The sequence below is a fragment of the Vibrio sp. SCSIO 43133 genome (assembly GCF_023716845.1).
GTDB classification, from domain to species: Bacteria; Pseudomonadota; Gammaproteobacteria; order Enterobacterales; family Vibrionaceae; genus Vibrio; species Vibrio mediterranei.
In genome coordinates this window covers 3,153,943-3,167,877 of the sequence record NZ_CP068024.1, presented here as the reverse complement: position 1 = coordinate 3,167,877, position 13,935 = coordinate 3,153,943, and the positions used below count along the sequence as shown (strand labels likewise).

Genomic DNA, 13,935 nt, shown 5'->3' with positions numbered 1-13,935 from the left:
GCGCTGAAAGCGTCATATTCTTTCAACACTATGCGTTAACAAAGATTCGTTCTGGTTTATACCAACAGAGTAATTTGACGCCAGATTTTCGCCTGATTTTTATCCTGAGTCAGAAAGTGATACCATACCGCGCAAATGTGAACGCTTGGCATCTCTTCACTAAAATAGTGTTGTCTGTTTTAGGAGAGGACTCACAGCTACTGTTGCTGTGGTGACCAAGTTAACCAATCAACATCGAGATAGATATGAAACATACTGTTGAAGTCATGATTTCTGAGCAAGAAGTTCATGAGCGTGTAAAAGTGCTAGGTAAAGAAATTACTGAACACTACAAAGGTAGCGAAGATTTAGTTATGGTCGGCTTGCTACGTGGCTCTTTTGTCTTTATGGCGGATTTGGCTCGTGCCATCGAGCTTACTCACTCAGTAGACTTTATGACGGCATCAAGCTATGGCAATACCATGGAAAGCTCACGTGATGTGCGCATCCTGAAAGATCTTGATGATGATATTAAAGGTAAAGATATTCTGCTGGTGGAAGATATTATCGATACTGGTAATACCTTAAATAAAGTGAAAGAGATTTTATCGCTACGTGAACCAAAATCTATTCAGATTTGTACCTTGCTAGACAAGCCATCACGCCGTGAAGTCGATGTCGATGTTAAATGGATTGGCTTCGAAATCCCGGATGAGTTCGTAGTGGGTGTTGGTATCGATTACGCTCAGAAATATCGTCACTTACCATACATCGGTAAAGTGGTACCTCAGGAATAAATCTGGTCGTACAAACATAAAAAATGCCCATCTCTGTGAGATGGGCATTTTTCTAAATACTGAATTATTTTAATACTTCGGTACTCAATATTTTCGACATGGCAGCTTGGTAATTTACTTCAAGACTCTCTCTGCTTGAACAGCGAACACCGAGATCTTGCAACTTACCATCACCAATGCCATAGACCACACCATGAACTTCAACTTCTTGGCCGCGTTCCCAAGCGTTTTGCATAATGGTTGAGTTACCTAGGTTATACACCTGCTCAGCAACGTTAATCTCACAAAGCTTGTCACCCCACATGTCGCGTGGCAATTCACCGAGCCAGTTACGATGCTTTAAGTACAAATCGCGTATATGTAGAAGCCAGTTGTTAATGAGCCCAAGCTGTGGGTTATCAATAGCAGCATTCACGCCACCACAGCCATAGTGACCACAAACGATAATGTGTTTGACTTTTAGCACATCCACCGCGTATTGCACTACAGATAGGCAGTTAAGATCGGTATGAATGACTTGGTTGGCAACATTACGGTGAACAAAGAGTTCGCCTGAATATAACCCCGTTAGACGCTCTGCTGGTACTCGGCTATCGGAGCAACCAATCCAAAGGAATCCAGGGTTTTGGCCTTCCTCTAGCTTTGCGAAATACTCTGGTCTTTCGGAGCGAATTTCTTCAGACCACTTTGAATTGTTGTCAAAGAGTTGTTTGATTTCCGGCATGATACTTCCCTTCAATAATTCGAGATACTATACACAATGTTACAAATTGAATCTCGAAAAAAAAGTATCAAAATGTACTCATCTGACGTGTTCATGTACCTAAAATCAGTGACTTAACGATTCAGTGAAAAAAACTTATATCTTATGAAAATTGAATGGCCCTTATTAGTTATTAACTTATTGTCACATTTGTTAAGGTGAGGCAATTTTTTGGTTGTTTTCAAGGATAGTAATGAAGTTAGGACGTCGTTTTGAAGATATAAACCTTAAAGGGGATGTATTTGGCGGGGTAACTACCGCGATTATTTCATTGCCACTGGCGTTGGCGTTTGGTGTGGCATCTGGAGCAGGCGCAGAAGCCGGGCTGTGGGGCGCAATCATGGTGGGGTTGTTTGCCTCTCTATTTGGCGGTTCTTCTAGCCTTATTTCCGAACCGACAGGCCCTATGACGGTCATCATGACAGCGGTATTGACAGCAATGATGGCTAAGTACCCGGAAACGGGGATGGCGATGACCTTCACTGTCGTTATGATGGCGGGTATTTTTCAAATCTTGCTTGGTACGTTAAAACTCGGAAAATACGTTACCTTGATGCCATACAGTGTTGTCTCAGGGTTCATGTCGGGAATTGGTGTGATCTTGGTGATTCTTCAACTGGCGCCACTATTGGGACAAGCCGCGCCAACGGGCGGCGTTATTGGGACAATCAGGGCATTACCTGAACTGCTGACCCATATCGACTTTTCAGAATTATTCCTTGGGTTACTGACGTTAGCGATTCTATTTCTGTTCCCTAAAAAATACCGTCAACATATTCCTCCGCAGCTTGTGGCGCTGGTGTTAGTCACAGTGATATCTATGCTGTTTTTCAGTAGTGAGAGTATTCGCAGAATTGGCGAGATTCCAGCAGGTTTGCCTTCTTTAGTCATACCGCATTTTAACGCCGAAATGCTGACTACCATGCTTATCGATGCGCTTGTACTCGGCACATTAGGCTGTATTGATACCTTATTAACAGCTGTTATCGGTGATTCTCTAACTCGGAAAGAGCATGACTCAGATAAGGAATTGCGCGGCCAAGGGTTAGCTAACCTTATCGCAGGTTTGTTTGGGGCTTTACCGGGAGCGGGTGCGACGATGGGGACGGTGACCAACATCCAAGTAGGGGCTCGCTCTCCATTGTCTGGTGTGGTGCGGGCATTGGTGTTGGCGCTGGTGGTACTGGTAGCAAGTGGTTTAACTGAACCTATTCCAATGGCGGTGTTGGCAGGCATTGCTGTTTATGTCGGTTTTAACATACTGGATTGGAGCTTTATTCAGCGAGCACATAAGGTGAGTTTGGCCGGTATGGCGATCATGTACGGTGTTATGCTGCTGACTGTATTTGTAGATCTTATCGTTGCCGTAGGCCTTGGTGTGTTTATCTCGAATATCATCATTATCGAAAGATTGAGCCGTGAGCAAGCTCGTCAGGTAAAAGCGATCAGCGATGCTGATGACGACGATGTGCCGTTAAGTGAATATGAGCGAGAGTTGCTAGAACAAACTCAAGGTAAGGTACTGTTTTTCTACTTATCTGGGCCAATGATTTTTAGTGTCTCTAAAGCAATTTCAAGACAACACTCAAGTATTGCCGATTATCAAGCGATGATACTCGACCTTACCGATGTTCCTATGATCGACGTAACGGTTGGTCTTGCTCTAGAAAATGCCATCAAGGATGCCAAAGACGCAGAGTGTCAGGTGTACTTGTTATGTCCAAATACGCAAACTCGACAGCAATTGGATAAATTCCACGTTATTGATCTTGTTCCGGATGGCAATATCTATCAGCAGCGAGAACACGCATTGGATGCCGCATATAAGGCAACGGCTTAAAAGGGATAAAAAGCGAGTACTAACATACTCGTTTTTTTTATAGCCAATTTATCACCACCACTTGAAAAATTGAGCCATCATCATCATGTGTAAGGGTATATTCAAACTTTTCGATATCATTGGAAATATCAAATTATTCCAATGATGCATTCTTCGGTGCAAATTATGATCGCATTAGAAATTGAGCAGTTAAGAAAGACCTATGCGGGTGGCTTTGAAGCGCTAAAAGGGGTGAGTCTTCAAGTTGAGCAGGGAGACTTTTATGCTTTGCTTGGACCTAATGGTGCGGGTAAATCGACCACCATCGGTATCATTACGTCTCTAGTCAACAAAACATCGGGCAAGGTCTCGGTGTTTGGTCACGATATTGATAATGAACTTGAACTGGCGAAGCAACAACTTGGTCTGGTGCCACAAGAGTTCAACTTTAACCAGTTCGAAACCGTTGAGCAGATTGTTCTTCAGCAAGCAGGGTATTACGGTGTTGCTAAGGATGTGGCGAAACAACGCGCGCAAAAATACCTCTCGCAGCTAGACCTTTGGGAAAAGCGTAGCGAGCGAGCACGAAACCTATCCGGAGGAATGAAGCGTCGACTTATGATTGCTCGCGCTCTAATGCATGAGCCCAAACTACTCATTCTTGATGAACCGACTGCTGGGGTTGATATTGAACTTCGTCGTTCAATGTGGGATTTCCTTAAAGAGATTAATCGACAAGGCATCACCATTATTCTGACAACTCACTACCTTGAAGAAGCGGAACTGCTTTGTCGCAACATCGGTATTATCCAACGCGGTGAGCTGATTGAGAACACATCGATGAAAGCTTTGCTTAATAAGCTGGATGTAGAAACGTTTATTCTCGATATCGACGCAAGCGTTGATATTCCTGAGTTACAAGGGGTTAAATCGCAAAATGTGGTGAATGGCTCTTTGGAGATAGAAATTGAGAAAACTCAGGGGTTGAACCACATTTTCACTCAGCTTTCCGAGGCTGGTATTAAAGTGCTGTCAATGAGGAACAAAGCCAACCGACTTGAAGAGTTATTTGTTTCTATTGTGCGTAATCAAACGGAGGCAAACTGATGAATTTGTACGGTTTGTATTGGACGGCATTTAAAAGCCTTCTGACGAAAGAAATTAATCGCTTTACTCGAATTTGGGTACAAACCCTAGTACCGCCAGCAATTACCATGACACTTTACTTCATCATCTTCGGTAGTCTGATTGGATCTCGAATCGGTGAAATGAACGGCTTCAGTTACATGGAATATATTGTTCCTGGCCTTATCATGATGTCGGTGATTACTAACTCGTATTCGAATGTTGCTTCGTCCTTCTTTAGTGCCAAATTTCAGCGCAATATTGAAGAGCTTCTTGTCGCACCTGTTCCCAATTACGTCATCATTGCTGGTTTTGTCATGGGCGGTGTTGTACGTGGGTTGCTGGTTGGCACGATAGTAACTTTTGTCTCGCTGTTTTTTGTTGATTTACAAGTTGAACATTGGGCAGTAATTATCGCGACTGTGTTTATGACGTCGGTGGTGTTCTCACTCGGTGGTCTTATTAATGCGGTGTATGCCAAGACCTTTGATGATATATCGATTATTCCCACTTTTGTTTTGACACCGCTGACATATCTAGGCGGTGTGTTTTATTCCATTAGCCTGCTTCCTGAGTTCTGGCAAGGTGTATCCAAAATCAATCCAATCGTTTATATGGTCAATGCTTTCCGTTACGGTTTCTTAGGTGTGTCGGATGTAGGGATTGTGACATCTTTTGGCGTACTCTTGGTGTTTATCGTGGTACTTTATGGAGTAGCCCATCATTTGGTGACTAAGGGTATTGGCCTTAGAAGCTAGAGCAAGATTCTAGCGTAATACACTGATATGTGATCAATGAAGTGGTAGCGGTAGCTGCCACTTTTTGTTTCAGTCGAGACAAGGACGACAAATGCAACTGCCTGCCAAATTACAACACGATGCTCAATCAGCGTTTGAGCGAATTCAACAAGCCTATTCTGACCTATCCCATTGGACTCCAGAGCGACAACAACAGCTAAAGTATGTCATGGCGATGAGCTGTTTTGTGGAAGAGTCACTATTGAAAGATGAAGGGCTGTTCGCGGATCTACCTGACATGCTATCGCAGCAGAGTAGAGCTGAGGATTATCGAGTGCGATTGGCTACTCAACTTGAGTCTTGTGGTAGCGAAACGGAAGGTCATCGTGTTCTACGTCGATTCCGAAATCGCGAAATGACATATATCGCGTGGCGCGATTTTACTAGTGACTGGAGTCTAGAACAAAGCCTGCACCATCTTTCCATGTTAGCTGAAGCGATGATCTTTGAGACTTATCAATGGCAATATAAAGCGTGCTGCTTGGAATGGGGTACACCTTGCAATGCAGAGGGTGAAGCGCAGCCAATGTTGATTATCGGTATGGGGAAGCTCGGTGGCGGTGAGCTGAATTTCTCATCGGATATCGATCTCATTTTCACTTATCCAGAAAACGGTGAAACACAGGGGACGCGTCGCTCAATTGCTAATGCTCAATTCTTTACACGCCTAGGGCAGCGAATCATCAAAGCACTTGATCAGCAGACGTTTGATGGCTTTTGTTACCGAGTGGATATGAGATTACGCCCATTTGGTGAGAGTGGACCATTGGTGATGAGTTATGCGGCACTGGAAGATTACTATCAAGAGCAAGGTCGTGATTGGGAACGCTATGCGATGGTGAAAGCGCGTGTAATGGGCAGTGAGATGTATCCACAATACCAAGAGCTGCGTAAAATGCTGCGCCCTTTTGTGTTCCGCCGTTATATCGATTTTAGTGCCATCCAGTCATTAAGGCGCATGAAATCGATGATTAGTAGCGAAGTTCGCAGACGCGGATTAGGAAATAATATTAAGCTCGGACCAGGCGGTATTCGTGAAGTGGAATTTATCGCTCAAGTGTTTCAGCTTATTCGTGGAGGACGTGAACCGAGTTTAAGAGGTCGAGGGTTACTGGAAACGCTTGATGCAATCGACACTCTGTCTCTACTAGAGTCAGAAAATGTCCAGCAGCTGCGTTCGGCTTATTGTTTCTTGCGTCGGTTGGAAAACCTATTGCAAGCCATGGCCGATAAGCAGACTCAGACACTACCTGATAAGCCATGCGACCAGCTCAAATTAGCGTGTGCGATGCAATTTGAAAGCTGGTCTGCTATGATTCAAGCAACTGAGTTGCATATGCTAAATGTACATCAGGTGTTTGCTAACTTGATTGGCGAAGATGAGGACGAAGAAGACGCGAACCCAATCGCTAAGCACTTCCATGAGTTATGGGATATGGCGGATCGACCAGAAGTGATCGAACACTTGCTAGAGCATGATCTTCATGTGGAGAATCCAGCCGACAAACAGAAAACCATTCAGCAGTTTAAAGCGGATCTTGCCAAGAAAACACTAGGCCCTCGTGGGCGTGAAGTACTTAATCGATTGATGCCTAAAGTCTTTAGTGCCATTTATGCCCATAAAGATGCAGAGTTTGGTTTATCGCGAGTGCTGCATGTTCTGCATCGTATTGTGACTCGAACGACTTACCTTGAGCTATTGGATGAGCACCCAGCCGCACTTGTGCAGTTAGTGAGGCTCTGTACGGCAAGTCCAATGATCTCGGAACAGCTTGGACGTTATCCGATCTTGCTTGATGAGTTGCTTGATCCTGCGCATCTCTACAACCCAGTACCTCTTGAGTCCTATAAGACCGAACTACGGGATTATCTAGCTCGTATTCCAGAAGAGGATATGGAGCAGCAGATGGAGGCGCTGCGTCAGTTTAAACAGACCTGTATTCTGAGAATAGCGGCCGCCGATATTGCAGGCGTACTGCCTGTTATGAAAGTAAGTGATCATTTAACGTATTTGGCTGAAGCTATTGTAGAGGCGGGCATAAACCAAGCTTGGCAGCAAATGGCGGCTAAATATGGTGAACCAACACACTTGAAAGATCGTGGCAGCAAAGGTTTTGCCGTGATTGGCTACGGTAAAGTAGGGGGTTGGGAGCTAGGTTACAACTCTGATCTGGATATTGTGTTTATGCATGATTGTCCGGTAAGCGCGTACACCGACGGAAAAAAGGATATCGACGGTCGTCAGTTCTATCTTCGTTTAGCACAGCGCATTATCCACATATTCTCAACCAGAACAGCATCGGGAATTCTGTATGAAGTGGATACTAGACTGCGTCCTTCCGGCGCGTCTGGACTGTTAGTGAGTCCGACTGACGCCTTTGATGAATACCAGCATAATGATGCTTGGACGTGGGAGCACCAAGCTTTGGTCAGAGCACGTATGATATACGGTGATGCATTTCTGCAACACGCATTTGAAAACACCCGCGATGACGTCCTTCGGACCGCTCGTGATGAATTGACATTGAAACAGCAAGTGGTCGATATGCGAGAAAAAATGCGCGACCATTTAGGGGGTAAAAAAGCGGGTCGATTTATGCTTAAACAAGATGCTGGGGGTATTACTGATATTGAATTTTTAGCCCAGTATTTGGTGTTGCAATACAGTCATGACAAGCCAAAGCTGACACGCTGGTCGGATAATGTGCGTATATTTGAGTCAATGATGTCACAAGGTGTGATGGAAGAAGAGCAAGCGATGGCACTTACTCACGCCTACACCACATTGCGTGATGAAATTCATCATCGTAACTTGCTCAACTTAGACGCGGATGTTGACGATAGTAAGTTTACTCAAGAGAAAGCCATCGTCGTTGAAGCATGGAAACAGTGGCTAGGGTAATTCTTGCTTCAGCTTGGTATTGAAACGAAGAGTTGTGCTACTATCCATTCAATGGCTTAGCCAAAAGATTTAAGACAAGAGGGCATAATTAAGCCCTCTTACATCATATTGGAGTACAGAAATGAAACCCATCCTACCGAATTACAGCGACTCTGGCGTATTGATTGTCGGTGACCTTATGTTAGACCGTTACTGGTATGGTCCGACAGGGCGTATTTCTCCAGAAGCCCCAGTTCCTGTAGTAAAAGTAGAAAATAACGAAGAACGTCCAGGTGGCGCTGCCAACGTTGCTATGAATATCGCTTCGCTAGGTGGTCATGCACATACTATTGGACTTGTTGGTATGGATGAACCAGCAAAAGTACTGACTGAAACACTGACGTCGTTGAAAGTAACTTGTGATTTTGTTGCATTACCTAACTACCCAACTATCACCAAACTTCGTGTTTTGAGCCGAGGGCAGCAACTGATTCGTTTGGACTTTGAAGATAAGTTCGAGAATACCGATCCTGAGCTTGTACTCGCAAAGATGGATCAAGCGTTACCAAACGTGAAGTCTGTGGTGCTATCCGATTATGCCAAAGGTGCACTAGAGCATGTTCAAGCGTATATCCAGAAAGCGAAAGCCGCAGGTGTTCCTGTATTTATCGACCCTAAAGGGGCTGATTTCGAACGCTATCGCGGCGCAACATTGCTAACACCAAACATGGCGGAATTTGAGCATGTTGTAGGCAAAGTGAAAAGCGAAGAAGAGCTTATCGAGAAAGGTAATGCGCTAATTAAAGAGTTCGACTTTGAAGCATTATTGGTGACACGTAGTGAGCATGGTATGACTTTACTTCGTAAAGATCAGGAGCCGTTCCATTTGCCAACACAAGCGAAAGAAGTGTATGACGTTACTGGTGCGGGTGATACGGTTATCTCTGTATTGGCTGCATCAGTAGCAGCAGGTAAACCGCTTGATGAGGCGTGTGCGTTGGCTAATGCAGCAGCTGGAGTGGTTGTTGGTAAGCTTGGTACATCAACACTATCTACCATTGAACTTGCTGAAGCGGTTCACGGTAGTCAAGATACTGATTTCGGTGTGATTAGTGAAGCTGCGTTGATTGAAGCGGTAGCGAAAGCGCGCTCTAAAGGTGAAACCGTCGTGATGACGAATGGTTGCTTTGACATTCTTCACGCAGGACATGTGTCTTATCTAAACCACGCTGCTGAACTGGGTGATCGCTTAATTGTTGCTGTGAACACAGATGAATCTGTTCGAGCGTTAAAAGGACCAGGTCGTCCGGTTAATCCAACTGATCGCCGTATGGCTGTTCTTGCTGGTCTAGGGGCTGTTGATTGGGTTGTACCATTCTCTGAAGAAACGCCACAACGCTTGATCTCAGAAGTGCTACCAAGTCTGCTTGTTAAAGGCGGTGACTATAAGCCAGAAGAGATTGCAGGTGGTAAAGAGGTAATCGCGGCTGGTGGTGAAGTAAAAGTACTGAACTTTGAAGATGGCTGCTCAACGACTGAGATCATTGAGGCTATCAAAGGTGGCCGTGGATAATCCTTCCGTCAGCATAAACAAATAAAAAGGGACGCATCCGCGTCCCTTTTTATTTCAGTTAGCAATTACTTCGCTTTCTTAAGGCCAGCATTGATATCAACGATATCTTGCTCGCTTAATGTACCTACCGATTGACGTAGGTTCAGAATACTAATGATGTAGTCGTAGCGAGAATCAGAAAGGTTGCTCTCGGCGTTATAAAGTGCCTGAGTTGCTTCTAACACGTCAACGATAGTACGAGTACCAACATCAAAACCAGCTTTAGTGGCTTCTAGTGCAGACTCAGCAGAAATCACCGTTTGCTCATAAGCGCGAATAGCACCAATAGAAGAGTTGATATTGTTGTTATTTGCACGAACATTCTTCACAACTGAGCGGTAAGTTTGCTCTAGCTGTTCACTTGCTTCAACGTATGCGAACTCTGCTTGTTTGGTTTGCGAGGTAATGTTGCCACCAGTGTATAGAGGTACTGATAGGTTAATACCTGCATTGAAAGCGTTACTTCCATCAAACTGGCTAGCTACGTTGTTATTGTTACGTTCGTTGCCGTAGTTGTAACCACCATCCAATGTTAGTTTTGGAAGGTGACCAGAACTTGCTAACGTGATGTTGTCTTTAGCAATGTCTTGACCGATACGCGCAGAAAGTAGATCTAGGTTCTTATTCTGGGCTTCTTCGAGGAAGAAAGTCACGGATTGCTCTGGACGTGCTGCGGAGAAGCGGTCGGTATCAAGAACATCGATGTTCTTGTGCTCTTGACCTGTAATTTCGCGAAGCGCTTCATATTGGTTAAGTAAGTTGTTTTCTGCAACAACTTCATCAGCCAACACTCGGTCGTATTGTGCTTGTGCATCGTGAACGTCAGTAATCGCTGAAAGACCTACCTCGAAACGTTGCTTAGTTTGCTCTAGCTGACGAGCAACCGCCGCTTTGTTAGCGCGAACCGATTCAAGGTTATCTTTTGAACGTAGTACTTCGAAGTAAGCTTGTGCAGTACGTAGGATTAGGTCTTGTTGTGCTGCAGCGTATTGTGAATCTGCTTGACGAGCCGTTTTCTCAGCACTGTCTAGAGTGATCCAACTAGTACGGTTATAAAGCTCTTGTGAGAACCCAACACCAGCACTCAGTTTGTCACTATCGGCAGTATCGATATCGCTTCTTACTGCGTTATAGCCAGCCGTTAAGTTAATTTGTGGCAACAGAGTCGCACGAGCAGAGTTAATGGCTTCAAATGCACGATCACGTTGTGCCGCAGCTCTTAATAGCTGAGGATCGTTTTGTTTAGCTTGATCGTAGATTTCCGTTAGGGAGTCGGCCCATGCCGCTGCACTTACGCTTCCTAATGCAGCTGTGATAAATAATGGAAGCAGTTTTTTCATTTGTCCTAATCCTGCCTGATAATACTGATAAGGGTATGATTCACAGTTTAACTTAAAATGACCGTAATTCACTCGAAACTTTGCACTTTTTTACGCAAGCTCACCTAAAATTGCGACAAATAATTAACCAAAAGCAAATTTTATTTGAATTATTGCGTAAAAAGTTGAACCTTGTCGTTGGTAGAACCCCCTTTCCTTGAGTAGACTATAAGATTAACTTCAGCCAGAGGTCAGTGATGAAAGACTCTTTACAACAGCATGATAAGTTTACATCTGACGATGTAGAAATAATGTCAAAACAAACGGTGTTCAAAGGGTTCTTCGAAATGGTTCTATATCGCTTCAAGCATAGACTGTTTGAAGGCGGTTGGAGTTCCGTAATTGACAGAGAAATGTTAGTTCGCGGTGGGGCTGCTGCGATGCTGCCTTATGATCCTGTTCGTGACGAGGTAGTACTAATTGAGCAAATCCGAGTTGGTGCCCTTGAACATGAAAACCCATGGCAGGTTGAGATCGTCGCAGGCATCGTTGACAAAGATGAAACGATTGAAGAACTGGTCCGTCGTGAATCGGTAGAAGAAGCTGGAGTAGAAGTTAAGGCATTAGTCCCCATCACTCGCTACTACCCTTCCTCTGGTGGATGTTCAGAACGCATCTCTGTATTTGTCGGGCATGTTGACGCATCACTCGCTAGTGGCGTCCATGGCCTGGAGACAGAGGGAGAGGATATACGAGTTCGCGTTGTGTCTCGTGAAGCGGCGTATCAGATGGTAGAAAGCGGAGAAATTGAAAATGGAGCTTCGATCATTGCATTGCAATGGTTAGAGCTTAATTACCGCAAATTACAGGCAAGTTGGTAGGAATTTTCTATGGTAGGCGTTGTCGATAGTAATACGTATCATGTTGATCTTGCGGAGCTAATGCGGATCTATGAAACGAATTACGCTAAATTGAATCGCTTGATTCCAACAACACCGACGGTTGGAGATGTCCGTTGCTACCAAGCGGCAAATTTGACCTATCAATTGGAAGTTCTAGAAGTGACGAAGTACACAACATTGGTCGAAATTTGCCAAGATGATGAGCTTCCTGTTTTTCCATTGCCTAAAATGACGGTACGACTCTATCACGATGCTAGGGTCGCAGAAGTTTGCAACTGTGAGCAAACTTCGCGAGTAAATGCGCGTTATGATTATCCCAACGCCAAAATGCTGCAAAAAGATGAAAAATTTCAGTTCAATCAATTTCTAAGTGATTGGCTAACTTTTTGCTTAAAAAATGGAATTAGTCGAGCTCCGATTATGTATCGAAGCTGAAAGAATTTGATGTTCAGGTTTCTATATTTTGAAAACAACACCCAGTGATGAATCTCAGTTAAGTAGCGTCAGGTTGCTGCAATTGACCGACACGCATCTATTTGCGCCGCAAGATGGCTGCCTACTGAGTGTTAATACCCAAGAAAGTTTTAATGCTGTTGTGGCTGAAATCGTTGCACAAGGCACTCAATTCGATGCCTTGCTTGCGACTGGTGATATTTCGCAAGACCACACAGAAGCTTCATATGAGAAATTTGTTGCGGGAATTGAGCCGTTAGCTCTTCCTTGCTACTGGTTGCCAGGCAATCACGATTACAAACCTTGTATGAATAGTGTAGTGAGCTCACCGCTTATTCAAGATGTTACCCACGTTCTTCTAGGGGAGAAGTGGCAGGTAGTGCTGCTTGACTCTCAGGTTGTAGGAGTACCTCATGGTCGCTTGAGTGATAGTCAACTCGAGTTTTTAGACCGTATGCTTTCTGCGCATTGTGACAGACATACCTTAGTATTGCTGCATCACCATCCATTGTTAGTGAACAGTGCTTGGCTCGATCAACACTCGCTAAAAGATGCGGATGAGTTTTGGAGTGTTGTCGAAAAGCATGACAATGTTCGTGCCGTGCTTTGCGGCCATATTCATCAAGAACTAGATGAAATGCATGGCGGAGTGCGTGTGCTGGCAACGCCTTCTACTTGTGTGCAGTTTAAACCGAACTCGAACGAGTTCGCGCTAGACGTCCGCTCTCCGGGTTGGCGGGAACTGGAACTAAGAGAGGATGGCTGCTTACGCACAGAAGTGAAACGCCTTGCTAACGGCTCGTTTAGACCTGACTTTAACGCGGAAGGCTACTGATGACGAAAAAGAAGCCGCTGCTTTTATATATTCATGGTTTTAACAGCTCGCCTTTATCGGTTAAAGCGCAGGTAATGTCGGAATACTGCCAGAAGCATCGTCCTGATATCAAAGTGTTAGTTCCGCAAATGCCTTGTTTTCCTCAACAAGCCGCTGAACTACTACAGCAATTGATAGAGCGCTATCACAATGACTATCAAATTGCGTTAGTTGGTAGCTCTCTTGGTGGTTATTTGTCAACTTGGCTCAATGCTCAATATGGATTGAAAGCAGTGTTGGTGAATCCTGCTGTTAAACCCTACGAGTTGTTGCTCGATTTTCTCGGTGAGCAAGAGAACCCTTATACTCACGAACGTTATACCCTTGAGCATAAGCATATCGATGAGCTTAAGAGATTAGATGTGCCGGTGCTTAAAAAACCTGATGACTTTTGGTTATTGCAACAAGAAGGTGATGAAGTCTTAGATTATCGTCAAGCCGTGGCAAAGTATCAGCACAGTAAGCAAACGGTGGAAGCCGATGGAGATCATAGCTTTATAGGTTTTGAGCGCTATCCAGAAAGGATAATTGAGTTCTTAGCGCTTTAAAGTGGTGCTTTTTTCGTCTCTGCTTGAGGAGACAGTCATAAATTTATCCCCAACTTTGGCTTGAAA

The 13,935-nt window shown here is 44.4% G+C and carries 12 protein-coding genes; 10 read left to right on the top strand and 2 right to left on the bottom strand.

Annotated features, from left to right (window positions below):
• The first annotated feature begins 245 nt into the window (after positions 1–245).
• Complete coding sequence (gene hpt / locus JKJ11_RS14785; RefSeq protein ID WP_006074437.1) at positions 246–776, top strand: hypoxanthine phosphoribosyltransferase; 531 nt, start codon at positions 246–248, stop codon at positions 774–776.
• A 64-nt stretch (positions 777–840) separates the two neighbouring features.
• On the opposite strand, the gene can is transcribed toward hpt, so the two are convergent.
• Positions 841–1,500, bottom strand: coding sequence for a carbonate dehydratase (gene can, locus JKJ11_RS14780; protein WP_006074438.1), 660 nt, complete (start codon positions 1,498–1,500; stop codon positions 841–843).
• 232 nt (positions 1,501–1,732) lie between these two features.
• Between can and JKJ11_RS14775 the strand changes: the two genes are divergently transcribed.
• The 5 genes from JKJ11_RS14775 to hldE all read left to right on the top strand — a co-directional run bounded on the left by JKJ11_RS14775 (position 1,733) and on the right by hldE (position 9,734).
• A complete protein-coding gene (locus JKJ11_RS14775) occupies positions 1,733–3,379 on the top strand; it encodes a SulP family inorganic anion transporter (RefSeq protein WP_006074439.1) in 1,647 nt (548 codons plus the stop codon).
• A 165-nt stretch (positions 3,380–3,544) separates the two neighbouring features.
• Positions 3,545–4,465, top strand: coding sequence for an ABC transporter ATP-binding protein (locus JKJ11_RS14770; protein WP_038223002.1), 921 nt, complete (start codon positions 3,545–3,547; stop codon positions 4,463–4,465).
• Between the two features lie 5 nt (positions 4,466–4,470).
• Positions 4,471–5,241 carry an ABC transporter permease gene (locus JKJ11_RS14765; RefSeq protein ID WP_006074443.1) on the top strand — a complete coding sequence of 257 codons (771 nt, stop codon included), beginning with the start codon at positions 4,471–4,473 and terminating at the stop codon, positions 5,239–5,241.
• 91 nt (positions 5,242–5,332) lie between these two features.
• Positions 5,333–8,182 (top strand): bifunctional [glutamate--ammonia ligase]-adenylyl-L-tyrosine phosphorylase/[glutamate--ammonia-ligase] adenylyltransferase, encoded by a 2,850-nt coding sequence (gene glnE, locus JKJ11_RS14760; RefSeq protein ID WP_252038390.1) that lies wholly within the window; start codon positions 5,333–5,335, stop codon positions 8,180–8,182.
• 121 nt (positions 8,183–8,303) lie between these two features.
• On the top strand, positions 8,304–9,734 hold the full coding sequence (hldE, locus tag JKJ11_RS14755; RefSeq protein ID WP_006074448.1) for a bifunctional D-glycero-beta-D-manno-heptose-7-phosphate kinase/D-glycero-beta-D-manno-heptose 1-phosphate adenylyltransferase HldE: 1,431 nt from the start codon (positions 8,304–8,306) through the stop codon (positions 9,732–9,734).
• Positions 9,735–9,799: 65 nt separating this feature from the next.
• Here hldE and tolC read toward each other — a convergent pair whose 3' ends face one another.
• Positions 9,800–11,113, bottom strand: coding sequence for an outer membrane channel protein TolC (gene tolC, locus JKJ11_RS14750; protein ID WP_038224336.1), 1,314 nt, complete (start codon positions 11,111–11,113; stop codon positions 9,800–9,802).
• Between the two features lie 236 nt (positions 11,114–11,349).
• On the opposite strand from tolC, the gene nudF reads away from it, so the two are divergent.
• The 4 genes from nudF to yqiA are packed head-to-tail and all read left to right on the top strand — an operon-like array spanning position 11,350 to position 13,869.
• Positions 11,350–11,973: an ADP-ribose diphosphatase gene (gene nudF / locus JKJ11_RS14745; RefSeq protein ID WP_124940283.1), complete on the top strand. Its 624-nt coding sequence runs from the start codon at positions 11,350–11,352 to the stop codon at positions 11,971–11,973.
• Between the two features lie 9 nt (positions 11,974–11,982).
• Positions 11,983–12,429: a DUF1249 family protein gene (locus JKJ11_RS14740; RefSeq protein WP_006074454.1), complete on the top strand. Its 447-nt coding sequence runs from the start codon at positions 11,983–11,985 to the stop codon at positions 12,427–12,429.
• Between the two features lie 28 nt (positions 12,430–12,457).
• Positions 12,458–13,282, top strand: a complete 825-nt coding sequence (gene cpdA, locus JKJ11_RS14735) for a 3',5'-cyclic-AMP phosphodiesterase (protein ID WP_252038389.1) — start codon at positions 12,458–12,460, stop codon at positions 13,280–13,282.
• A complete protein-coding gene (yqiA, locus tag JKJ11_RS14730) occupies positions 13,282–13,869 on the top strand; it encodes an esterase YqiA (RefSeq protein ID WP_252038388.1) in 588 nt (195 codons plus the stop codon). The genes cpdA and yqiA overlap by 1 nt, the downstream gene beginning before the upstream one ends.
• The last annotated feature ends 66 nt before the right edge of the window (positions 13,870–13,935 follow it).